Annotated in this window: 21 protein-coding genes; 14 read left to right on the top strand and 7 right to left on the bottom strand. The window is 43.0% G+C overall.

Annotation, left to right across the window (positions count from 1 at the left end; genetic code table 11):
* Positions 1-27: 27 nt before the first annotated feature.
* The gene (locus tag IRJ18_RS19050) at positions 28-579 is read right to left on the bottom strand and encodes a hypothetical protein (protein ID WP_194107878.1); all 552 of its coding nucleotides are present in this window, start codon (positions 577-579) and stop codon (positions 28-30) included.
* Between the two features lie 189 nt (positions 580-768).
* A complete protein-coding gene (locus tag IRJ18_RS19045; protein WP_194107877.1) occupies positions 769-1,251 on the bottom strand; it encodes a hypothetical protein in 483 nt (160 codons plus the stop codon).
* A 158-nt stretch (positions 1,252-1,409) separates the two neighbouring features.
* On the opposite strand from IRJ18_RS19045, the gene rpiB reads away from it, so the two are divergent.
* The 9 genes from rpiB (at position 1,410) to IRJ18_RS19000 (ending at position 9,134) form a co-directional block, all read left to right on the top strand.
* Entirely contained in the window at positions 1,410-1,844 is a 435-nt protein-coding gene (gene rpiB / locus IRJ18_RS19040; RefSeq protein ID WP_194107876.1) for a ribose 5-phosphate isomerase B, read from the top strand.
* 67 nt (positions 1,845-1,911) lie between these two features.
* The gene (locus tag IRJ18_RS19035; RefSeq protein WP_194107875.1) at positions 1,912-3,516 is read left to right on the top strand and encodes a M28 family peptidase; all 1,605 of its coding nucleotides are present in this window, start codon (positions 1,912-1,914) and stop codon (positions 3,514-3,516) included.
* A 110-nt stretch (positions 3,517-3,626) separates the two neighbouring features.
* Positions 3,627-4,796 carry a DUF1624 domain-containing protein gene (locus tag IRJ18_RS19030; protein WP_194107874.1) on the top strand — a complete coding sequence of 390 codons (1,170 nt, stop codon included), beginning with the start codon at positions 3,627-3,629 and terminating at the stop codon, positions 4,794-4,796.
* A gap of 28 nt (positions 4,797-4,824) precedes the next feature.
* A complete protein-coding gene (locus tag IRJ18_RS19025; RefSeq protein WP_194107873.1) occupies positions 4,825-5,043 on the top strand; it encodes a zinc ribbon domain-containing protein YjdM in 219 nt (72 codons plus the stop codon).
* A 63-nt stretch (positions 5,044-5,106) separates the two neighbouring features.
* A complete protein-coding gene (locus IRJ18_RS19020; RefSeq protein ID WP_194107872.1) occupies positions 5,107-5,313 on the top strand; it encodes a hypothetical protein in 207 nt (68 codons plus the stop codon).
* 163 nt (positions 5,314-5,476) lie between these two features.
* Complete coding sequence (locus IRJ18_RS19015) at positions 5,477-6,757, top strand: carboxypeptidase-like regulatory domain-containing protein (RefSeq protein WP_194107871.1); 1,281 nt, start codon at positions 5,477-5,479, stop codon at positions 6,755-6,757.
* A gap of 97 nt (positions 6,758-6,854) precedes the next feature.
* Positions 6,855-7,733: a lipoyl synthase gene (lipA, locus tag IRJ18_RS19010; protein ID WP_194107870.1), complete on the top strand. Its 879-nt coding sequence runs from the start codon at positions 6,855-6,857 to the stop codon at positions 7,731-7,733.
* 24 nt (positions 7,734-7,757) lie between these two features.
* A complete protein-coding gene (locus IRJ18_RS19005) occupies positions 7,758-8,309 on the top strand; it encodes an RNA polymerase sigma factor (RefSeq protein WP_194107869.1) in 552 nt (183 codons plus the stop codon).
* The gene (locus IRJ18_RS19000) at positions 8,310-9,134 is read left to right on the top strand and encodes an anti-sigma factor (RefSeq protein WP_194107868.1); all 825 of its coding nucleotides are present in this window, start codon (positions 8,310-8,312) and stop codon (positions 9,132-9,134) included.
* A gap of 221 nt (positions 9,135-9,355) precedes the next feature.
* On the opposite strand, the gene IRJ18_RS18995 is transcribed toward IRJ18_RS19000, so the two are convergent.
* Together IRJ18_RS18995 and IRJ18_RS18990 are read right to left on the bottom strand one after the other, a co-directional pair.
* Positions 9,356-9,577 carry a YdeI/OmpD-associated family protein gene (locus tag IRJ18_RS18995; RefSeq protein WP_194107867.1) on the bottom strand — a complete coding sequence of 74 codons (222 nt, stop codon included), beginning with the start codon at positions 9,575-9,577 and terminating at the stop codon, positions 9,356-9,358.
* Between the two features lie 43 nt (positions 9,578-9,620).
* Positions 9,621-10,475: a DUF4198 domain-containing protein gene (locus IRJ18_RS18990; protein WP_194107866.1), complete on the bottom strand. Its 855-nt coding sequence runs from the start codon at positions 10,473-10,475 to the stop codon at positions 9,621-9,623.
* 69 nt (positions 10,476-10,544) lie between these two features.
* Between IRJ18_RS18990 and IRJ18_RS18985 the strand changes: the two genes are divergently transcribed.
* Positions 10,545-12,521, top strand: coding sequence for an alpha-ketoacid dehydrogenase subunit alpha/beta (locus IRJ18_RS18985; RefSeq protein WP_194107865.1), 1,977 nt, complete (start codon positions 10,545-10,547; stop codon positions 12,519-12,521).
* A gap of 61 nt (positions 12,522-12,582) precedes the next feature.
* Here the strand turns inward: IRJ18_RS18985 and IRJ18_RS18980 are convergent, their stop codons facing one another.
* Positions 12,583-13,335, bottom strand: coding sequence for a LytR/AlgR family response regulator transcription factor (locus IRJ18_RS18980; protein WP_194107864.1), 753 nt, complete (start codon positions 13,333-13,335; stop codon positions 12,583-12,585).
* Between the two features lie 2 nt (positions 13,336-13,337).
* A complete protein-coding gene (locus tag IRJ18_RS18975; protein WP_194107863.1) occupies positions 13,338-14,399 on the bottom strand; it encodes a sensor histidine kinase in 1,062 nt (353 codons plus the stop codon).
* 255 nt (positions 14,400-14,654) lie between these two features.
* On the opposite strand from IRJ18_RS18975, the gene IRJ18_RS18970 reads away from it, so the two are divergent.
* The 4 genes from IRJ18_RS18970 (at position 14,655) to IRJ18_RS18955 (ending at position 18,508) form a co-directional block, all read left to right on the top strand.
* Positions 14,655-15,797, top strand: a complete 1,143-nt coding sequence (locus tag IRJ18_RS18970; protein ID WP_194107862.1) for a DUF6515 family protein — start codon at positions 14,655-14,657, stop codon at positions 15,795-15,797.
* A 243-nt stretch (positions 15,798-16,040) separates the two neighbouring features.
* Positions 16,041-17,072, top strand: a complete 1,032-nt coding sequence (locus IRJ18_RS18965) for a DUF3810 domain-containing protein (protein WP_194107861.1) — start codon at positions 16,041-16,043, stop codon at positions 17,070-17,072.
* 110 nt (positions 17,073-17,182) lie between these two features.
* Positions 17,183-17,512, top strand: a complete 330-nt coding sequence (locus IRJ18_RS18960) for a hypothetical protein (protein ID WP_194107860.1) — start codon at positions 17,183-17,185, stop codon at positions 17,510-17,512.
* 273 nt (positions 17,513-17,785) lie between these two features.
* Positions 17,786-18,508, top strand: a complete 723-nt coding sequence (locus IRJ18_RS18955) for a pyridoxine 5'-phosphate synthase (RefSeq protein WP_194107859.1) — start codon at positions 17,786-17,788, stop codon at positions 18,506-18,508.
* Here the strand turns inward: IRJ18_RS18955 and IRJ18_RS21250 are convergent.
* Positions 18,501-22,016: a gliding motility-associated C-terminal domain-containing protein gene (locus IRJ18_RS21250; RefSeq protein ID WP_194107858.1), complete on the bottom strand. Its 3,516-nt coding sequence runs from the start codon at positions 22,014-22,016 to the stop codon at positions 18,501-18,503. The two genes, IRJ18_RS18955 and IRJ18_RS21250, sit on opposite strands and share 8 nt — an antisense overlap.
* Positions 22,017-22,149 lie beyond the last annotated feature (133 nt).

Raw genomic sequence — 22,149 nt, 5'->3', positions numbered from 1 at the left:
CTTTATCAAAATTAACTTGGTAAAATATTAATTATCGCGGCCATGCCCGTGGCCGTTTCCATGTCCACGACCATTGTCATGGTCTCCGCCATGATTCCGGTCGCCGTAGTGGTTGCCATTGTCATGATGGTCATCGCGTCGGTCGTCCCGGCCATAGCCGTTATTATCCTTCCAATGGTTACGGTATTTGGCATCCCTGCTATCGCGGATTACCACCTGGTCCCGACGGCCTCTATAATTAGCGTAGGTTTGGCGGTAATAACTGTTCCTTAACCAGGGGTTGGGGCGGTTTATTACTACTTTATAGCTATTGTATGGGTTATAGTTACCATAACGTGCCGGTAAGCTTGACCGGTGCACCCAAACATTATTTTCATAATAAACATATTGGTGTGCTGGGACATCATAATAAGCATCAACATCTGGCATGTAATAATAATCGGCATGGTCGTAACCTACCGGGCCCCAATCGGGCTGGCTACCGATGTTTAAATTTAACCTAACCCCAATTTGGGCGTGTGCTACCTGTATGGCTGTGCAGCTTACTAATAGTGCGGCTGCAAAAATTAACTTTTTCATATAGTTTTAGTTTTTAAGTGATAGTAAAAGCAATTTTAGTCTGAATTGTTTTACCGGTAGGCCTTGCGCCTTTGTATATATAGGACTTAGCAACATTTTAAAGGTTTAGGTGAGTATGTAACAAGATAGATAGATAAAAAAACGTCCCGATAAGAGGGACGTTTTTTTATAAACGTTAACACGCACTTTTTAATGGTGCCCATTGCCTTTATCCGGGCGGCCGTGATCGTTGCCATGGCCATTGTCATGTCTACCATCTTTCCAATGATTGCGGTATTTGTTATCGCGGCTGTCGCGGATAATAGTTTGCCTGCCGCGCTGGCCTTTATATCTGGCATATTTAGCACGGATGGCGGCTTGGTTGCGCCAGGGCTCGGGCTGGTTAATTACCACTTTATAGCTGTTATACACATCAAAGTTACGATACCTGGGGGGCAGGGTTGCGGTACGCACCCAGGTATTGTTTTGCCGGTATACATATTGATGGCCGGGCACATAATAATAAGCATCAATATCGGGTAAATAATAATATTCAACATGGTCATACCCGGTCGGGCCCCAATCTGGCTGACTCCCGATGTTTAAATTAAAATTGACTTTAAGTTGTGCATCGGCTACTTTAACTGCAAAGCCACTTAATACTAAAGCGACTGCAAAGATCATCTTTTTCATAGTTTTAATTTATTTGAAAATATGACAAGTGAATAGGATAAATGTTTAAAAATTCGCAGCATTCAAGCTAAGGCAACTGCATTTTTAAGCAGGCAGGCCCATCTTCCTAACAAAATAGTTACTTTAGTTGCCAATAAATTCTAAATACATTTGAGATAATGAATACAGGGGTAAAAATCGCTATCGGGTCTGATCACGCAGGCTTTGAATATAAACAGGCATTGGCCAATAGTTTGCCGGAAAATGAAGTAGAAGACTTTGGTACATATTCGCCCGACTCTGTCGATTATCCTGACTTTGCCCACCCTGTAGCTTCAGCGGTGGAAAGCGGCAATGCCGATTTTGGTATACTGGTTTGCGGGAGTGCTAATGGCGTAGCTATTACTGCTAATAAACATCAGGGCATCCGCGCGGCTATTTGCTGGAATACCGAACTTGCCGCATTGGCGCGCCAGCATAATAATGCCAATATTGTTTGTATTCCAGCCAGGTTTATATCATTGGATATGGCAAAAGAGATTGTAAGCACATTCCTTTCAACTGAATTTGAAGGCGGCAGGCACGCCACGCGGGTTAACAAAATGGCTTGCTGATAAAAAGAAAAAACTAAAACAAACTAAATAATTGCCGCTAAATAGCGGATTAACTGATCAAAAAAAAATGAAAAAAACCGCAATTTGGGTTACAGCCATGGCCATATCGGCTGCTGCCTGTGCCCAGCAAAAGCCCGATCAAACCGCGATCAAGTATTCGAAGCTGATCACCCCTGAGTTTGCAAAAATGCAATTAAGCGTTATTGCAGCAGATGATATGGAAGGCCGCGAAACAGGCCAGCCGGGTGCTGAAAAGGCTGCTAAATATATAGCAGGCGAGTACAAAAAATTAGGCTTGCTGCCTGCTAACAATGGGTCGTACTTTTTAGATGTACCCTTAACCTTAAGTACTTTTAAAGTAAATTCATTTACAGTTAATGGTAAAGCATTAACTATGGGTAAAGATTTTTATGCCGCTGGCTCGTCACCAGCTAAAACCGTTACAGCTGACGAGATTGTTTATGTAGGTTATGGCACAGATGCCGAGTTAACTGCCGATCTGAAGGGGAAGGTAGTTTTGGTAATGAACGAAAACCCGCCTGCTGCTGCAGGCGCTGCTCCTGTAACTCCCCCGGCAGGCGGGCGCCAGGGCCGTGGTATGATGAACCCGCGTATGCGTGCAATTATGGCGAAAGAACCGGCGTTGATCTTAGCTGCTAACCCTATGGTGGCCCAGATGGCCCCGCGTTTTATGTACCAAAAACCTGCTGTTGCCCTTAGGAAAGAGGCGGGAGCGGCTGCAACCCCTGGTCGTGGCGGTATGGGTGGTGTAGTAACCATAAATATCACTACCGATGTTGCTCACCAATTACTAAAGGCCAGCGGTAAAACTTACGCCGCTTTAAAAACTGCTATTGATGGCGGTTCTCCACAGTCGCAAACCGTTAAGGCCAGTGTTAATACCTCTTTCGGCACGGAATCAAAAGATGTAATGTCGGCTGATATTGTGGCAATGATCCCAGGGAATGATCCAAAACTGAAAAATGAAGTCCTGGTTTTCTCGGCACACTACGATCATATTGGTTTAAACCTTCAACCGGATGCAAAGGATAAAGTAAATAACGGCGCCGACGATGATGGCTCGGGTACTACCGGTATCTTAACTATTGCCCGTGCATTTGCACAAGCGCAAAAAGATGGCCACGGCCCTCGCCGTACTATACTCTTCCTGGGTAATGTTGGCGAAGAAAAAGGTTTGTTAGGTTCTGAATATTATACCGACCATCCTGTATTTCCGTTAGCTAATACTATTACCGACCTGAATATTGATATGATCGGCCGTATTGGCGATGATTACAAAGGCAACCCGGATTCAGCTAACTATGTGTTCCCTATTGGTTCATCAATGCTTAGCAGCACGCTGCACCAAATTACCGAAGATGCCAACAATACCTATACCCATCTAAAACTGGATTATAGATATGATGACCTGAACGACAAAAACCGTTTCTACTACCGTTCAGATCATTACAACTTTGCTAAGCACGGCGTACCAATTGTTTTCTGGTTCAACGGTACCCATGCCGATTATCATCAGCCTGGCGATGAGGTAAGCAAGATCAACTTCCCGTTACTAGCTAAACGTGCACAGCATGCCTATTTTATGGGCTGGGAATTAGCTAACCGCGATACTCGTCCCGCTGTTGATGGGCCAATCCCGCCAAGTAAATAAACCGCATGAATATTACAGCCTTCCGTTACTACGGAAGGCTTTTTTTTGCTTGCCTCTGCCCATTTGCTTTTCATGGCAATAATCCCTAACTTCATGTATAACAATACAATATGGAAGCAGCCTTACCACAGCAAAACGCGCGTATACATTCAATAGATATCCTTCGGGGTATCATTATGGTTATTATGGCGCTCGATCATGTCCGCGATTTTTATTCTAACGCGCCTTTTGATCCGCTGGATCTGAGCAAAACAACTGTCTTTTATTTCTTTACCCGGTGGATCACCCATTTTTGCGCGCCTGCATTTGTGTTTTTATCGGGTACCAGCGCGTTTTTATCGTTATCAAAAAAGAAGACTAAAAAAGAAGCTTCCCTGTTTATGCTGAGCCGGGGCATTTGGCTGCTGGTATTGGAATTAACTGTTATTGGTTTTGGCTGGCAGGTTACGGGGGTATTTAATAACATATTAGCCCAGGTAATATGGGCCATTGGCTGGAGTATGATCGTCCTGTCGGTTTTGGTATATCTTAAACCTATATATGTTGGCTTATTTGGTTTGATATTAATATTTGGCCATAATGCCTTCGATTATGTAAAGTCCGATTCGTGGGGTCATTATAAATTTTTCTGGATGTTTTTACACGAACAGAACTTTTACCAGATCACTCCGCACGAATCGATTTTTATATTGTACCCCATAATTCCGTGGGTTGGCGTAATGGCTGCGGGATATGCTTTCGGTACGCTGTTTAAGCAGGCGCCGGATAAACGCAGGGCTTTGTTTATCAGGATTGGCCTGGGTGCTGTATTGCTTTTCTTAATATTAAGAGGGTTCAATATTTATGGCGATCCGTTTCCGTGGCAGCACCAGGTGGTTTGGTGGAAGAATGTATTGGCAGTAATAAGGGTGCAGAAATACCCGCCATCGCTTGATTATCTGCTGATAACACTGGGCATATGTATTACGGTCCTGGGTTTATTAGAAAGGACGGATAACCGGGTCAGCCGCTTTTTTGTGGTGTTTGGCAGGGTGCCGCTTTTCTATTATATCCTGCATATCTATTTGGTACATGGTTCGCAAATTATTGGTGCGCTTGCCAGCGGTATAACAAAAGAGCAATTAGCGCGACAGGCGCCGGGGGTGCCAGGTCCGTTTGGGTTCAGTTTGCCGGTAGTGTATTTAGTTTGGATTGCCATTATTGTTATCCTGTATTTCCCGTGTCGATGGTATATGAAGTATAAGCTAAGCCATAAACATTGGTGGCTGAGTTATTTGTAAGCCCAATTCAAAAGGCTACCTTTGCGCAATGGACGAATTAATTGTTAAAGACTGTAACGGCAATATCCTGAAAGACGGCGATGCAGTAACTGTAATAAAAAGCCTAAAAGTAAAAGGCGGCGGCACTACCATTAAACAAGGGACCACTGTAAAAAAAATACGCCTTACTGATGACCCGGACGAGGTTGACTGTAAAATTGATGGGATGAGCATTGTATTGCGTACGGAGTTTTTAAGAAAAAAGTAACTCAATACGTTTGTTTATTGCTATATTTTAGCTACCTTACTTAAAATTTGAAACAAAGCTACTATGAACAAGAAATTAACTAAACAGTTTGTGGCGGGGGTTGTGTTGTTGGTAGCAGGCCTTGTAGCAGTAATACGCGGAATAATTGAACCAAGTGAACGCAGTACTTTAGCGGGTATAGCGCTGTTAATTGCTGCCATTTTCCTTTTACGTGGTGAAGACAACAACGGACGGGAACTAATGCCAATAAGGGTGCGCGCACGAAATTAAAATAAGATAATAGAGAAAATTATATAAGCCTTTGCATTCTGCAAGGGCTTTTTTTTTGAATAATCCCTAAGTTAATGCCTTCGTATCAAGTAAATTACCTGCGTTTATAACTCATTATTATATGTTGTTTGTAAATTAGGATGATTAAACTAAAGATACCCCAATGAAAATTAAGTTTGTTGCCGCTATATTCTCAGTTTGGTTTGTTCTATTTGCTGTTTATGCCTTTGCCCAAAATGGGATAAGCATTACGGGAAAGATTAAAGCAGCAGAGGATCAACAACCATTAAATGGGGTTAGCATAGGTATTGACAGAAAGGGTACCGGCACCGCAACCAACAGCAATGGCCAATTTGTATTGATCATTCCTGCCGCCAACATTAGGGATACGCTTAAAATATCGTCCATTGGTTATCAAACACAATACTTACCGGTGGAATCTTTACGTGATGGTCAGCAGCTTACTATCAGCCTTAAAACAAATAATGTACAGTTGCAGGAAGTTACTGTTCAATACCATGACCCATTAAAGGTGATAGCGAAAGCTATTGCCAGTATTCCTGATAATTATATAAACCACCCGCACGTACTGCGTGGGTTTTACCGCATGTATACCGCCAATGGGACCGAGCCGCTTGAATTATCGGAAGCAGTTTTTGATGTGTACAATTTTGGCTATGGCGATAAACGCGCCGACCTGTTTAAATTGGTAAAAGCCCGCGACGAAAAAAATGACCGCGATTTCCGTTCGCTTGAACTAAGCCAAAAACCCAATACCATTTTTAATTATGATGTGGTGAACCACCTGGCGGCCAGCGGTTTTTTAAGCGAGGAAGGAATAAAAAACCACAAATTTGAAATTACCGGCATTATTGATGTTAAAGGATACCCGGCATTTGAGTTTCAATTTAAGGAAAAGCCCGGTGTGGAAGACCGTACATACCGTGGCAAGTTTTATATTGATACGAAAACCTACGCTTTCCTGTACTTTGATTATGGGTTAAGTCCGGATGGATTGAAAAACAGTTTACTGGGAAATTTTGCCGACCGTATACTCACCCGTGTGGCTGGCATAGAAGTCACCATGAAACGCGACCGTACCAAAGTAGGCTATCAAAAAGTAGGCGATAAGTGGGTGTTGTCTGACGTTGTGGGCGATGATAATTTGTACATTAAAGGCACAACTACTACCAATGTAAATTACGACCTGACCGCTAAAGTAAAATTCAACTATCAGGTAACAGCAGTGGATACCGCGCCGGGATCGTCTTTTGATAAACAGTTGAAGCGCCACGAAAGCATTAACGCGCACGACAGTGATGCCGGCGCCGAGTTTTGGAAGGACTACAACATCCTGCTGGCCGATCAGAACACCGAAGATATTTTTACGCATATCCGGGATGTGAACAAACAGGTGACAATGAATGCTAAGGAAAAGAAATAAAAATATTATTGTCTTGGTCTAGTCACACACATTTCATTTGTAAGTCACCTTTTTAACTAAAGCTTCCGTATAAACTTTTTTACCTAAATTTGCAGCAATGATCGATTTACCGGTAATTCCTGTGAGCCAAACCCAACGCAAGCCCGATTGGCTGCGGGTAAAACTTCCGATAGGAAAAGAATACGCGCACGTGCGCGGTTTGGTTGATGAACATAAACTGCACACCATCTGCGAAAGCGGTAACTGCCCCAACATGGGCGAATGTTGGGGTGCAGGCACAGCTACGTTTATGATACTGGGTAACATCTGTACCCGTTCATGCTCGTTCTGCGCGGTAGCCACTGGCAGGCCGCTGGCTGTTGATATGGACGAGCCCAACCGTGTAGCCCAATCGGTAAAGCTGATGCAGGTAAAACATTGCGTTATTACCTCGGTTGACAGGGACGATTTGAAAGACGGCGGCTCCATTATTTGGGCCGAAACCATCAATGCCATCCGTCGCGAAAGCCCGGAGACTACGCTGGAAACCCTGCTGCCCGATTTTCGTGGTATTTGGGAAAACCTTGACCGCGTAATTGCGGTACGCCCTGAAGTTGTATCTCACAATCTTGAAACGGTACGCCGCTTAACCCGCGAAGTACGTATACAAGCCAAATACGATCGCAGCCTTGAGGCTTTGAGCCGCATTTCTGCCGCAGGTTTACGCACCAAATCGGGCATAATGCTGGGCTTGGGCGAGAAAGAAGAGGATGTGCTGGAAGCTATGCAGGACCTGCTGAACGCCGGTGTACAGATACTTACACTGGGCCAATATCTGCAGCCTACTAAAGCGCATCACCCGGTTATTGACTGGATACACCCGGATCAATTTAATTATTACAAACAAGTTGGCCTTGAAATGGGTTTCAGGTATGTTGAAAGCGGGCCACTGGTACGCTCATCATACCATGCAGAAAAACACTTGTTTGAAATATAAAAATTCTTTCTAAATTCATCCTCGTTGAGTAAAAGCAGAAAAATATCGCTATCGGAAGAGGAATTGGTGCTGGGGTTACGCAACCGTGAAAAGCTTGCTGTTGAAGCATTATATGATAACTACTCCGCATCGCTATATGGTGTAATTTTGCGTATTGTTAATGAAACAGAACTTGCCGAGGATATCCTGCAGGAAACATTTGTTAAAATATGGCAATCGTTTAATGGGTACAGCACTGAAAAAGGCCGTTTATTTACCTGGATGGTCAACATAGCCCGTAATTTATCTATTGATAAGGTAAGATCTAAAGACTTTAGGAACCAGGCTAAAAACCAAGAGTTAGAAAACACCGTAAATTTAATTGACGAGCAAAGCAATACAACTTACAAACCAGAGTTGCTCGGGCTCAAAGATCTGGTCAAAACGTTAAGACCCGAGCAAAAATCAATTCTTGATTTAGTTTATTTTAAAGGTTATACACATGTAGAGGTTGCTGATGAACTTGGCATACCCCTGGGTACTGTAAAAACACGTTTAAGAATGGCTATACAGGAATTAAGGAAACATTTTAATTAAGTGGAAGAAGTTAAAGCATATATCGAATCGGGGATCCTGGAACTTTACGTTATCGGCGAGCTAAGCCATGAAGAAAAGTTACAGGTAGAGGCAATGGCGCTGCAGCATCCGGCTATAAAGGCGGAGCTGGCTGAGATAGAGCGATCAATGGAATTATTTGCTGGCGAGCATGAAATTGAACCGGCGCCCGAATTGCGCAACAGGATACTAAACAGCATGCTTACCAATTTGGCAGATGACCGCACATTCCGCACAAAAAATCCTTCATCACCCGAAACGCCGGTGGTGGCCATGCAGCAGCGCCCAACTAATATTTATAAATATGCCTTTGCCGCTTGCCTGGCTTTATTGCTGGTAAGCGTAGGGGCTTTGTATAATGTATATAATAAACTACAGGCATCAAATCAACAATTGGTGGTGCTGAATACGCAAAACCAGCGTTTCAGCAAAACAGTAAGTATGCAGGATGAGCAATTGACCGTTTTTCGTGACACGGCATATCAAATTATGCATTTGCCGGGTACCGGTAAAACACCAAAGGCATCAATGGCCATTGCGTGGAGCCCAACAAAAAAGAAAGTGATTATTGATATGGCCACCATGAACCTGCCTGCTAATGATGCCGAACACCAATACCAGCTTTGGGCTATTGTTGCAGGCAAGCCGGTTGATCTGGGTGTTTTCGATGCTAAATCAGATTCGTCTGAGATGATGAAAGTGATGAAACCGGTTGATAAGCCGCAGGCGTTTGCCGTAACATTAGAGAAAAGAGGAGGCAGCGTAAACCCAACCATGGCCAATATGACCGTAATTAAAAGTATTTAAAAATATTTTCAAAAAATGTGTAACTATTTGATTAGTTACTACGTCTTATATATGAAAGCGTATTTTAGTTCTTTATAAGATCAGTTAATAGTTAGAAAAAGGGATGCATGATACCTGCATCCCTTTTTTATTGCCATAAATTTACAGAGTAAGTAAAAGTACAAGTCCGATTACCGGTGCTTTATTGTTATGGGTTTTTAGTGCGTGTGGAAAGAGCGCTATTAGGTCTTCAAGGTTTTTTGTTTATTACGCAGCATCAGCATAGCTTTATCAGCCCTCACCTTTCGGGTTTCCTCCTGCTTAGCAGAGCCCACCCAATCGCAGTAGCCCTGTTTATATGATTTAGACAGGCTTTCAAAAAACATATTAGCCTCCGTGTCATTATCTAAAAGTACCTGCAATTCTACAGGGGTGCCTTCAATATGTTCTCCTTTTTTAAGCATATGATATAATTTTTAATTCATCGCTGCTTTTCCGGAAGCGCTGTTAGTTCCTGTCGCTTAAGCCAAAGCTTTTAAAATCACTGGTGCGGGTGTTGGCACTATTGAATAGAAAAGTATAAGCTGCCTGGATAGTTTCAAAATCGGCATCGTTACTGGTTGATGCCACTGTACGCACACTGCGGATCAAATAAACACCTTCGCGCGTTACTGTTAAAGAGAATTCACCTTTAGCATCTGTAGTTACTCTGTCTGGATATACATTGCCTTTTTCGGTTTTTAAAAGCAGGTCGATACTGGCATCTTTAAGCGGCTTGCCTTTATAATATAACACACCGGTTAAATCGTCACCGTAATTTAATTTATAAGGGTTTTTCTTCAGGACGATCTCAAACTCCTGGCCCAATGGTTTATCATAATCATCGCCCGAAGCTTTGTCAACCATTACCAGGGTTTTCATATAACATACCTTTTTTTCCCTAAAGCTGGATTGGTTGCTGTTGGTAACGGTTTCGGCCAATTTAACCAAGCCTTCATCGTTCAGGTATTTAGCATAAGTATCGTGCTCTATAGGCGTCGGGGGAATCTTGCGGGTCATCTCCACCATAATCATACCCGAATTATTTGCAATAGTGTTCACCACGGGCGAAGCGCTATCTTTTGCGGCAGTCATCAGGTTTATTTTTTTACCATCATCATACAACATAAATTTTGTTGTTTTTGAGGCATCATATTTATACTCATCCACATCTTTAAATTGCTCGCCGGCCACTAAATAAACCTCCAGCTTACTGCCTTTATGTAAATAATAGCTTTTGGGAACCAGGTAATTATCCTGTGCGCTGGCTGCCAGACTTATTAAACCCAGCAAAATAAGTGGTAATGTTTTTCTCAATTTCATAATTCACCTAAAAGTAAACATCTCAACGTTCAAACATACAAAGTTTTAAAAAATCATTAGCTTAGCTTGATGATTTTTGACAGAAAAAATCTTGATTCAAACACATTACTATCTTTTTATAAGGCGTTGTTATGGCCGCGCACTATAGAAGAGAAGATGCTGATCCTATTGCGACAAGGGCGTATAGGCAAATGGTTCTCGGGCATTGGACAAGAAGCCATTGCCGTGGGGGCTACCCTGGCCATGCATAAAGATGAATATATTTTACCGATGCACCGCAATTTGGGGGTATTTACCTCGCGTGGGATCCCGTTATCAAAGTTGATGGCGCAATGGCAGGGCAAAGCTGCTGGTTTTACAAAGGGGCGCGACCGCTCGTTCCATTTCGGTTCCCAGCAGCATAAAATAATTGGGATGATATCTCACCTGGGCCCCCAAATGGCCTTGGCCGATGGTATTGCCTTAGCGGATGTTTTGGCCAACCGTAAAAAAGTAACGCTGGTATTTACCGGCGAGGGTGGTACCAGCGAAGGTGACTTTCATGAAGCTGTGAATATTGCCGCCGTATGGAACCTGCCAGTAATATTCCTGATAGAAAACAACGGTTACGCGCTGTCTACCCCAACAAACGAACAATATAAATGCAGTAGCCTGGCCGGTAAGGCTACGGGTTATGGTATAGAAGGCCGGACTATTGATGGCAACAATGTTTTAGAGGTTTACAATACTATAAACGAACTGGCCACCACTATGCGTGAAAAACCACGCCCAGTTTTACTGGAATGCCTTACTTTCCGGATGCGGGGGCACGAGGAAGCATCCGGCGTAAAATATGTATCGCCCAAGCTGATAGAAGAATGGGCCGCTAAAGACCCCGTTAAAAACTTTGAACAATACCTGGTAAACGAATATATTTTAAGGGAAGAATGGATACCTTATCTTAAAAATGAATTTGCCCCGGTAATAGATAAAGAGATCGAATCGGCTTTTCGGGAACGCGAACCTGCACCTAATGCCGGGCGCGAACTGGCCGACATGTATGCCCCGTATATAGTACCGGCAACCTCAAAACCTGTTACCTATACCAATAAGCGCTTTATTGATGGCATCAGCGATGGGCTGATGCAAAGCATGCTGAAGTACGATAACCTGGTTATAATGGGGCAGGATATTGCCGAATATGGCGGTGCATTTAAAATAACAGAAGGATTTGTTGAAAAATTTGGTAAAGGCCGGGTACGTAACACCCCACTGTGCGAATCGGGGATTGTAGGCACGGCTATGGGCTTAGCCCTAAACGGTTACAAAGCGGTTGTAGAAATGCAGTTTGCTGATTTTGTAACCGAAGGCTTTAATCAGATTATTAATAACCTGGCAAAAACGCATTATCGCTGGGGCCAAAATGTAGATGTGGTGATCCGCATGCCTACCGGCGCGGGTACGGGCGCTGGACCATTCCATTCGCAAAGTAATGAGGCCTGGTTCACTAAAACCCCCGGATTAAAAGTTGTATACCCCGCCTTCCCTGCCGATGCAAAGGGTTTGTTAATGGCTGCCATTGACGACCCTAACCCGGTAATGTACTTTGAGCACAAATACCTTTATCGCAGCTATATGGGCGAAGTGCCCGATGGTGATTACACTATTGAAATAGGCAAAGCCAAAGTGCTTGAGGAAGGTTCGCAGGCCACCATTGTTACTTACGGGCTGGGTGTGCATTGGGCGTTGGAATATGCCGAAAAATACCAGGATCTGTCAATCGAGATCATCGATCTTCGCAGCCTGCAGCCATGGGACAAAGCAACGGTTGAAGCCAGCGTGCGAAAAACCGGGCGCGTGCTGGTGTTGCATGAAGATACATTAACCAATGGCTTTGGCGCCGAAATTGCCGCCCATATATCCGAACACTGCTTCTTTAACCTTGACGCCCCGGTTATGCGTTGCGCCAGTTTGGATACAGCCATACCGATGAACAAGGCATTAGAGGATGACTTTTTAGCAAAAGCCCGGTTAGCCGAAACAATGGATAAATTGTTGAGCTATTAAAATATATTACTGCATGTCATTGCGGGCGATAGCGTGGCAATCCTCGCAATATAAACTTTGTCTATATCCCAAACCTCTCCCTTAACATATCGCCGTTTGAACGGCTGGATGTTACCTTAACATCGGTGTGGTTTAGTAAAAAGACCAACGCGCCGTTAAACCCTTTGCGGATCTCTTTTATATGGTCGGTATTAATAATAGTACCGCGATGGATACGGATAAACTGCTCGGGTAACTTATCCTCCAACGAACTAATGGTGAAATCGGTCAGGTGTTTTTTGCCATCGGCAGTGTGCAGAAAAACATATTTGTCTTCGGCATCAATAAATAGAATATCGGTCAGCTTAATTAACAATATCCTGTCGCCAATTTTTACAGTAAGGGTTTTAATATCCTTTTTTACCAGCAGTTGTTTCATTAATGCCTCCAGTGGCAGCGGCACAGCTTCTTGCGTTTGTGTTTGCCGTAACCGGATAATTGTTTTCTCCAGGCGGTCGGCTTCTACAGGCTTTAATAGGTAATCAATCGAATCTTCTTCAAAAGCCTTAATAGCATATTGGTCATAAGCTGTGGTGAAAACCACTTTAGGCTGGCGGTTAAGTTTGGCCAGCATTTCAAAGCCATTTAGCACAGGCATTTCAATATCCAGGAAGATCAGGTCGGGGCGCAGGGCCTCTATTTTCTCCAGGCCATCGGCTCCGTTTATAGCTTCGCCAATAATTTCCAGTTCATCGTAAGGGCTCAGCAAGCGCTTTAATCGCTGGCGCGCCAGTTGTTCATCATCAATAATTAGGGTTTTCCAAACTTTGCCCATAGCTATGCCGGTATAGTTATTTTAATATTTTTGTGCGGAACGTTTGTTAGCTGGATGCTGTAATTATCGCCATATAATAAGCCCAGTTTATCGTAGGTGCTTTGCAGGCCATAACCCATGTTCATATCATCAGGAAAAGGCACCCCGTTATCGGCAATGCTAATCACTATGTTATTACCATCTTTATCAACCAATACCTGTAATATGCCATCATCGGGTTTGTTATTTAAGCCATGTTTCAGCGCGTTTTCAACAAGTGGCTGTATCAGGAAACGCGGCATTTGATGTTCGCTTACATCAGGGTTAACCTGTATTATAAATTTTATCCTGTCGCCAAAACGCACTTTCTCTATATCCAGGTAAGTGTCCACTATCTCTATTTCCTCTTTCACGCTTGCCATATTTTCCTGCTGTGTATTAATGCTGTAGCGGAATAGTTTTGATAATTTCAGGGTCATGTCCTCGGCCTTGTCGGCGTCATCATGTATCAGACTGGCAATTGAATTTAGTGAATTGTATAAAAAATGCGGGTTTATTTTTGACTGTAAGGTTTGTAATTCGGCCTGGGTTTTTAAGTGCACCAGTTTAGCCATGTCCAATTCCTTTTCTTTTAGCTTAGTTTCCAACCGGCCTTTTTGAGCATGATAAAAGTAAATGATGGTACCCACTACCAACACAATAACGGCACAAAAGCGGTATTCCTGGTAATGTTGTAAAAAATGAAAAGGCACGTTAAAGATCAATGAAACTAACGCGTAGGATATTTCAATTCCAATAAGCATCCCCAAAGCATTGCAGCTGTAATAAACAAGGATAAGCAGCCAGCCCTGGCATTTTTCCCTGATCAAAAGATATTCGAATAAAAAAAAGCTGTTGGCAATGCTTAAAGTAATTACCACACTGAACATGATATTTACCAGCGCGCTTGCTATGGGCAGCATTGCCCCTTCGGCAGCCGATTTAAAAACAACAATCACCAGCCCCACCACTATACCAATCAGAATATACCTGACATTGGATTTAAGGAATGACCGGTTATTGTATTTAAACATATTTTCTTTCATGCTACAAATGTGGATACACTGCTATGAATATCAGCATAAAAACAGATGAGTGGTACTTTTTTAGCGCCGTGTGGTAAAATTTTTAATGCTGCCTGTTTATCATTTTAATTTCATGATAGAAATTAACTTTGAATTAGGAAATTATTCATATCTGTCAGACGATTGTCTGTTTGTGGGGAATAATTAACTACATGTTAAACCGTTGATATAAATACACGTCTATCCAATAAACTAATACGATTATATAACAGAATTATGAAAAGTAAATATAAATATTTTGTAAGTGCTGCCCTTAGCGGACTATTTGGCTTGCTGGTAGCGTTTTCCGCGAATGCACAGCATAGAGGCGGAGGTGGTGGTTTCCACGGCGGTGGCGGCGGCGGATTTCATGGGGGCGGTGGCTTCTCAGGTGGTTCGCGCGGCGGTTTTTCCGGTGGCGGTTCTTATAGCCGTGGTGGCTTTTCTGGGGGCGGTAGTTTCCATAATAGCCCCGGCAGTGGTTCTTACAGTCGTGGCGGCGGGTCATACAGCCGTGGCGGTAGCTATTCAAGGCCGCAAAGCACGTATTCTTCACCAAGAATTAGTACAGTACCAAGGGCGCAATCGTTCCGTGGTAATATCAGGGCAGATGTGGGCAGCAACAGATATAGCGTTGCCCCACGTTCATATAGTGGCGGTGGCCGTATAGCCTATTCGCCACGTGGTTACAGTTATGGTGGTGGCCGTATAGGTTACGGTTATCGCGGCAGTAGTTTTCGCGGCAGCTATAACCACGGCCGGTATTATTCATACAATCCGTTTTATGGCCGTTACGCGTTCTATAGCCGTTACTATGCACCGCGTTTGGGTTTCCGTTTAAGCATATTGCCATACGGTTACTACCCTTTCTGGTGGGGCGATTATCAGTACTTTTATAGCGGCGGTTATTATTATCAATATGATAATGACAACTACACTGTGGTTGAACCACCAGTTGGTGCTATACTTAATCAGTTACCTGCAGGTGCAAAATCACTGATGATTGATGGTGAGCAGTATTATGAATTGAATGGTGTATATTACCAGGCAGTTACTAAGGATGACGGTAGCACCGGTTACCAGATTGCCGGTAAAGATGGTGAATTAACTACTGGCGCCAGTGCCGCGCCGCAACAGGATAATGGCTATTACAACCAGCCGCAACCACAAAATCAGCCAAACCAGCCGGTAGCTGACGACGGTGGCCCGATACGCATGGGGGATACCTTTGATACCCTGCCGCCAAATTGCACAACTGTTAAAATTGATGGGCAGAAATATCATGTATCACCTGATGGTGTTTACTATGTAGAAGATCATGACGGCAACCACAAAATATACCGTGTTGCCGGTACCCCTGACGACCAGCCAGGGAACTAAAGAGTTTTGATAAGCGTTTTTTTAAGGTGATTGTTGATGGACGGGTAGCAGCTTAGGTTGTTGCCCGTCTTTTTTTAGTATCAATTTACACTACAAAGTTTGGCTTGCCCAGGTAAAGTAGCATGATACAAACGGTGGTAAAGCCGCATAAGGCCGACAAGAAAAAACTATTATCTTTATCACTACATGAAACCCCCGCGCTCAATTTTCAAAAAACAGCTCATTATAATACTTAGCTTGTTATTGCTCATTATTATCTTGATATGTTTCAGGCAAAAACCGACATGGGTTGAGCAATATTATTACAGCGGCTTTTACCAGGCCGTTTGCCATTTAATGCGGCCTATTGTTAATTTGCTGCCATTTAGCCTGGGCGATGTAGTATATGCTGTGGTGATTGTGCTTTTGCTGTTTGGTTTGGTTAGGCTGGCGCGGTTCTTCATTATCAAACAACCTGGGCAAGCGGGTAAACTGATTTTAAGGTTGTTCATTTGTTTAGAGGTTGGCTGGCTGTGGTTCTACTGCTTTTGGGGGTTAAATTATTATCGCCCACCCGCCGCGCAATTGCTGGGATATAACGATACTACCTATACTATTAAAGATGTTGCCAAGGTAGCCCGGCTAATTATTGATAGCGCGAATACCCTGCGTGCCTGTTTGGATACGGCTGATTTGCATCAAAACAATAGCCAGATTTACAGACATGCATTGGATGCCGTTAACGAACTTGGCGGCACTTCTGCCAAGTTTAAGTCTATAGGCGATAGGGTGAAACCATCCATTTTTAGTCACATGTTGAATTACATGGGGACATCGGGCTACTATAACCCGTTTACCAGTGAAGCGCAGCTAAACTACCTGATGCCCATAGCGGATAAGCCATTTGTAGCTTGTCATGAAATGGGGCACCAAACCGGATGGGCGCGTGAAGATGAGGCCAACTTTGCAGGTTACCTGGCCGGCACCAACGCCAAAGACCGCCTTTTGCGTTATTCATCGTATTATGCGGGGATAGCTGAATTTATGCGCTACCTGCGCCGGCGTGATACGACAACGCACCATATGTTAAGGGCCAGGATATCGCCCCTGGTTTTCCAGGATTTTAAAACCGACAGTGCTTATTGGACCAAATACCAGGGTGGCGCCGAAGTAGTGAGCGGGATATTTTTTGATAAGTTTTTAAAAGCGAATAATCAGCCGCATGGCTTGCGTACCTATAACCGGATGATCATCCTGACGATGGGGTATTACCGGAAGCGATACAAGGTTTGGTAAATTGATCAAATGCCTAATCCGATGGATCATAAACGCTTGGGAGGCAACAAGTACGCTTAAAACATAAACATAACATTGATCGTTATGTAACCACCAGCCATTTTATTAATATGATTAACGACGACGCGTTTAATGAAGAGTTTAAACCACTGCACATCCCCTCAGCTTATCACGTAAACGATAGCTGGAAAGATAAAGTTGTATTTGCTTTGGCCGAAATTGGCGCGGGTACAGCTGACGATGTAGCGGAAAGATTAGCAACCCTGGACGCGGGCATAGATTTGGCAGGGGCTAAAAACGAGGCTAAAATAATTTTAACGGCTCTATTTAATAAAGGATTGATCAAAGGGACACAGTTGCACCATGGCATGATATATAATTTAAGCAAAATACTTATACCAAACTCGGGTAGCACAAGGCCGCCGCATGGCGACAGGTAGAAAAGCATTAAGAGCAAAAGCCCCCAAAATACATGGGGGCTTTTATTTTGCAAGACAATAAACTAAAACTATAAAATCCCGATCCTGCAAAATCTTTATTGATTGTTGGGTGGAATGCTGATTTTAGGAATAGACCCGTTAGCGCAACAATGGTTTAATGGAAAATGAAAAATTAATGAAATTTTTTATCGGTGTCTACTTATTTGCGAACATATAAGCAGAACATATCTTTAAAAGCAAGGTTAATTATAGTAATCTATGTATTTTTGACGCATGACCCGCTTATCAGTAAACATTAACAAAATAGCTACGCTGCGCAATTCGCGCGGGGGGAATAATCCCGATCTGATCCAGGTTGCTAAAGATTGTGAGCGCTTCGGCGCGCAGGGTATCACCGTGCATCCGCGCCCGGATGAAAGGCATATCCGCTACAATGATGTTTTTGAGTTAAAAAAGATAATTACTACCGAGTTTAATATTGAAGGCAATTGCCAGGAGCAAAAGTTTATAGACCTGGTACTGGCTAATAAACCCGAGCAGGTTACCTTAGTGCCCGATGCATTGGGGCAATTAACATCAAACCATGGATGGGATACTATTAAGCATAAAGATTATTTGAAGGAAATGATCAGCATGTTTCAGTTGGCCGGCATAAGGGTATCCATATTTGTAGACCCCGATGTAAAGATGGTTGAGGGCGCGGCAGAAACAGGTACCGACCGCATTGAACTTTACACAGAAGGCTATGCCACCCACTACCATCAGGGCATGGAACTGGCCATAGCGCCATACGTAAAAGCGGCAGAAGTTGCTCAGAAGTTAGGTTTAGGCCTGAATGCCGGTCATGATCTTGACCTGCATAATCTTAAATATTTCGCCCAAAATATTCCCGGATTGCTGGAAGTAAGTATTGGCCACGCGCTGATAAGCGACGCTTTATATTATGGGTTGGAGAATACTATACAAATGTATTTGAGGCAATTGGCCACTACCTGATAATAGTTACACTGCCCGATAACAACCCACAGCCTGAATTAAGATTGATGATATAATAATAGGTACCCATAGGCAAGCTTTTGCCCTGGAAATTGCCATCAAATGGGGTGGAATAACCGGTAGATTCGTATACTTTTTGTCCACTGCGGGTATACAACTGTATATTGGCATTCGGATAACTTTCAATGCCGGGGATATTCCAGCTATCGTTGATGCCGTCTCCATTTGGGGAAAAGGTATTGGGCAAACTAATACCTGATAAGCCACCCAATATAACTTTAACCTCCGTTCGTCCGCTTTCGCAATTACCGGTATATTGACTGACATAATAGCTCGTAGCCACCTTTACATTGATCTTAAACTTGCCCGACGTTTCATCAGCAATCGGAGACGCGCTATTGGCATCATTATACAGCCGGTAACCACGCCCCTGGGTAGGATTATTTACAACCAGTAAAGCATCGCCTGCACTGCATAGCTGCAAGTCGCTAACCGTAGGGACCGGCAAAGCTGCCTGATTATCGCCAATAGTATACTGCCCCACAAGTAAGCCGCAATCCGACAGGTCGGTAACGGTCAAGCTATAAGTATCAGTCGGTAAATTATCAATATCGGCAGAGTTGCCTATCACCTTACCCGAACTGTTTTTCCAACTAAGCGTATAGGGTGGATGCCCGCCCGAAATGCGCAGGCCATGGATACTTCCTTTACCTAAGCCGCATTGGTCAGGGTTAATGATCATCTGGTTTTGGTTAAAATTAAGCGCGGGGACACGTATGAGGTTGGTAGTTAATATTAATTTCTCGCACCCAAAATCGTCAGCGCCGTATAAAGTGTAGGTGTTAACAGGCAAGTTTTTCATGTTGGGGGTAGTACCCACGGTTGTTCCCTGTAAATTAATCCAGCGGTATGTTACAGGGATATCATAGGCGGGGTTCATTACTACTTCTATATGGCCGTTATCCATATCACAGGTGGCATACGTAGTTGCGCTATTGGTAAACCGGTATGTTTTATTGTTTATGTGTTTAACTATTGTAAATATGGCCGTTTGTTTGGAACAGGTAGTATTTGAAGCTACCAAGTGGTAATTTCCAGGCACCACGTTAATTAGATCCAACCCTGTACCAACGGTAACATTAGCATCATTCAGCCATTGGTATTTTGTGGCCCCGGTAACGTTGATGCCTTTAACAGAACCGCCGCCATTGGCATCGCAGGCCGCGGGTGTTATAATTGCTTGTGAGGCATCCATTGTAATACCATTTACTTCAGGGATTTCTATGGCCGATGTATAGACCGGCCCACAGTTGGTATCGTCAGTTACCTGTAATGTGTATTTGCCGCCGGGTTGGTTAGTTAAGTCTTTAGTAGTTGCAACCTGCACGTTTTGCGCGTTTTTCCAGCTATATTTTAATATACCGGTGCCAGTTGCAGTAATACCCGTGATGGAGCCGGAAGACTGACCGCAGGGGTTTGGAGTAATGGTGGGATTAGATTGATCTATGTTGGGGCCGGTGGTGTTAGATAGGTTCAATATATAGGTTGTTGAACAACCATCGGTACTTTTTACAGTAAGTGTATAAACGCCCGGAGCAAGGCCATTAATATCCGCGGTATGCCCAATATCCTTGCCAACCGCATCTGTCCAAATAACGCTTTCCAGCTTAGATAAGGGGTCGAATACAAATAAGCCTTTAACGCTTCCTGTAGTAGTGCCGCAACCCGGCAGCGTGCGGGTAGAGAAACCATCGTATATACTTAAACGTTTATCTTCAATCTTAAACCAATCGCTGGTGATACAACCTTCGCCAAGTACCAACCTGTAATCACCTGTCTTTGTTGTTGTTAAGTCTAAGTCGTGTGATACTATGTTGCCATTATAATCAGTCCAATAATAACTTAACCCTTGCGGAACTTTTAAGCCTGTAATTGTTGCAGTATTGCTACAGCGCATAGGCTGAATGTTAATGTTATCTTTATTAACTTCAAAGGTTTTAAATAGTGAAGTCTGATGGTTTAACGTGGCCGAAGCATAAAATATGCCACTTAAATTGTCTATAGTTGTCTGCCAGTTGCCGGCTGCATCTGCCGAAGCTGTTTTAATATAACTATGTATACTGCATTTGCTTTGGCAGTTTTCCGATGAGTAAATATCTACGACAGATTGGGGAGTTGCTTTTCCCGTTACCTGAGTTTGCCCACCGTTAACGCTTATACCATTTATGGTAATAACCGGTAATTGATAGCCTCCCTCTGGAAACGCAGGGCCAGTATAATTTACATAAGCAACATTCCCTACGCAGCTAAACTCATTGTATCTTAAAAAAATATTAGGCGAATTAGTAGCGCCAACGGCGCCCCCAACATTATAAAAAAAGTTTTTATCGTTTATGTTATTGGTGCCAAAGTTAAATTGGGCTGAGCAGTTTTGGATAATAAATGGTCCTTGGGAAGGTGGGATTTGCGTTAAATATTTTATAGGTGTAACCCCATCACGGGCAACATTTAAAAAATTATGTGTTAAATTTATTGTGCCGTTAATGAAGTTGAAGATAAAAATATTTATTTGAGAACCTGTTACATTATTAGACATATCCATATCAACTACAGCTTCTTTAGCGATGGATTCCTCGGTATTTTTAGTATCGGCCGAAAATATTGTTGAAAAAAACACTGTGCCATTGTAATACTCAAAATACCATTCAGTATTTAAGCCGTTAGGGTATACTAAAAAGTTGTTCGACTTGACACTTACCTTACTCCTGGTAAGCTGATAAAATTTAAAATTAACTATGGTAAAAATAATGTTTCCTTCGCCTGGGTCGCCACCCAACTCAATATTATCACTCTTTATTAAATCTATTGAGCCTCCGTATCCTGACGCGAAACCCCCACTTCCATTGTTCGAGTTAAATGTGCCAACATCATCACTTATCGAAATAACATTATTTTTAATCTTGACTTGGTCTGATTCTTCAATATCAATGCTGGACACATTAAATCCGTTTATACGGTTACCTTTATTTATCGCACCTATTGTTATATAGGTACTTTTTGTAAGATTGAATCCCTTACGGGGTTTAAGGTCGGGGCGGGATGTCAAAAAGTCCGAATAATCAAAAATATACAAGCCATAAAAAGCAACTGATGTTAAATTAGTTCCGTTGAACACAATAATTGCAATGTTATTTACTGGTGTCGATATTTTTATTTTGGCATCAGTTAGTTTAAAGGTAGCTCCCGGTTGGCTTGTGCCATCTATAATTAAGTTTGAAGAAACGTCGGGTAATTGATTATTTAAGTTTATTGTCCGCCCCGCCTCGCTCACATCAGCAATATTAAAAATAATCCTGTCCTGCGTTGCGCTCCCATTTGCAGCCGCATCAAGTAAAGCCTGCCTTAACGTACCCGGGCCGCTATCGGCGTTGCTGGTTACCACAAAATCTGTTGCGAATAAGTTTAGTGTTGCTATTTGCAGTAATAATAGGAGTAGAATCTTTCTCACAAATTGTCGTTCGGGTTTAGCGCATCCAAAATAATAAATATTCCACAATAATCCCATTGTCACTATTTGTTTACCAATTGATAGTCAATCGGTAAAATTGTACCTTTGCCCCTAACAAATAAGGGACAACCAT

It is taken from the genome of Mucilaginibacter boryungensis (assembly GCF_015221995.1).
In the GTDB taxonomy this organism is placed as follows: domain Bacteria; phylum Bacteroidota; class Bacteroidia; order Sphingobacteriales; family Sphingobacteriaceae; genus Mucilaginibacter; species Mucilaginibacter boryungensis.
This window is presented reverse-complemented; position numbering and strand designations above follow the sequence as displayed.

What these genes read in the sequence shown, in the direction of transcription:
- IRJ18_RS19015 (WP_194107871.1), top strand. Translation starts at nt 5,477, where the DNA reads ATGAAAATTAAGTTTGTTGCCGCTATATTCTCAGTTTGGTTTGTTCTA.
- IRJ18_RS18995 (WP_194107867.1), bottom strand. Translation starts at nt 9,577, where the DNA reads ATGCTTAAAAAAGGAGAACATATTGAAGGCACCCCTGTAGAATTGCAG.
- IRJ18_RS18975 (WP_194107863.1), bottom strand. Translation starts at nt 14,399, where the DNA reads ATGAAAGAAAATATGTTTAAATACAATAACCGGTCATTCCTTAAATCC.
- rpiB (WP_194107876.1), top strand. Translation starts at nt 1,410, where the DNA reads ATGAATACAGGGGTAAAAATCGCTATCGGGTCTGATCACGCAGGCTTT.
- IRJ18_RS19050 (WP_194107878.1), bottom strand. Translation starts at nt 579, where the DNA reads ATGAAAAAGTTAATTTTTGCAGCCGCACTATTAGTAAGCTGCACAGCC.
- IRJ18_RS19020 (WP_194107872.1), top strand. Translation starts at nt 5,107, where the DNA reads ATGAACAAGAAATTAACTAAACAGTTTGTGGCGGGGGTTGTGTTGTTG.
- IRJ18_RS19035 (WP_194107875.1), top strand. Translation starts at nt 1,912, where the DNA reads ATGAAAAAAACCGCAATTTGGGTTACAGCCATGGCCATATCGGCTGCT.
- IRJ18_RS18970 (WP_194107862.1), top strand. Translation starts at nt 14,655, where the DNA reads ATGAAAAGTAAATATAAATATTTTGTAAGTGCTGCCCTTAGCGGACTA.
- lipA (WP_194107870.1), top strand. Translation starts at nt 6,855, where the DNA reads ATGATCGATTTACCGGTAATTCCTGTGAGCCAAACCCAACGCAAGCCC.
- IRJ18_RS19030 (WP_194107874.1), top strand. Translation starts at nt 3,627, where the DNA reads ATGGAAGCAGCCTTACCACAGCAAAACGCGCGTATACATTCAATAGAT.
- IRJ18_RS19045 (WP_194107877.1), bottom strand. Translation starts at nt 1,251, where the DNA reads ATGAAAAAGATGATCTTTGCAGTCGCTTTAGTATTAAGTGGCTTTGCA.
- IRJ18_RS18960 (WP_194107860.1), top strand. Translation starts at nt 17,183, where the DNA reads ATGATTAACGACGACGCGTTTAATGAAGAGTTTAAACCACTGCACATC.
- IRJ18_RS18985 (WP_194107865.1), top strand. Translation starts at nt 10,545, where the DNA reads ATGATTTTTGACAGAAAAAATCTTGATTCAAACACATTACTATCTTTT.
- IRJ18_RS18990 (WP_194107866.1), bottom strand. Translation starts at nt 10,475, where the DNA reads ATGAAATTGAGAAAAACATTACCACTTATTTTGCTGGGTTTAATAAGT.
- IRJ18_RS18955 (WP_194107859.1), top strand. Translation starts at nt 17,786, where the DNA reads ATGACCCGCTTATCAGTAAACATTAACAAAATAGCTACGCTGCGCAAT.
- IRJ18_RS18980 (WP_194107864.1), bottom strand. Translation starts at nt 13,335, where the DNA reads ATGGGCAAAGTTTGGAAAACCCTAATTATTGATGATGAACAACTGGCG.
- IRJ18_RS19025 (WP_194107873.1), top strand. Translation starts at nt 4,825, where the DNA reads ATGGACGAATTAATTGTTAAAGACTGTAACGGCAATATCCTGAAAGAC.